At 38.1% G+C, this 210-nt stretch carries 1 tRNA gene; it reads right to left on the reverse strand.

Annotated elements, in window-relative coordinates:
• Positions 1–129: 129 nt before the first annotated feature.
• Positions 130–205 (reverse strand) — tRNA-Phe (locus AVJ19_RS21465).
• Positions 206–210: the final 5 nt, after the last annotated feature.

Here is a 210-nt window from a genome sequence, read left to right on the forward strand (position 1 = left end):
TGTATTAAGCCGTATCTGAATAAATTAGTCAATATAAATCATCACTTTTTTATTCATTCGAGTAAATTTCACCCAAAAAAAATCTCTGATGGGATCAGAGATTGAAATCGTAAATACGGTTTTTAAATATGGTGGCGAGACCCAGGATCGAACTGGGGACACACGGATTTTCAATCCGTTGCTCTACCTACTGAGCTATCACGCCGATGG

Source organism: Acinetobacter sp. CFCC 10889 (assembly GCF_003268395.1).
In the GTDB taxonomy this organism is placed as follows: Bacteria; Pseudomonadota; Gammaproteobacteria; order Pseudomonadales; family Moraxellaceae; genus Acinetobacter.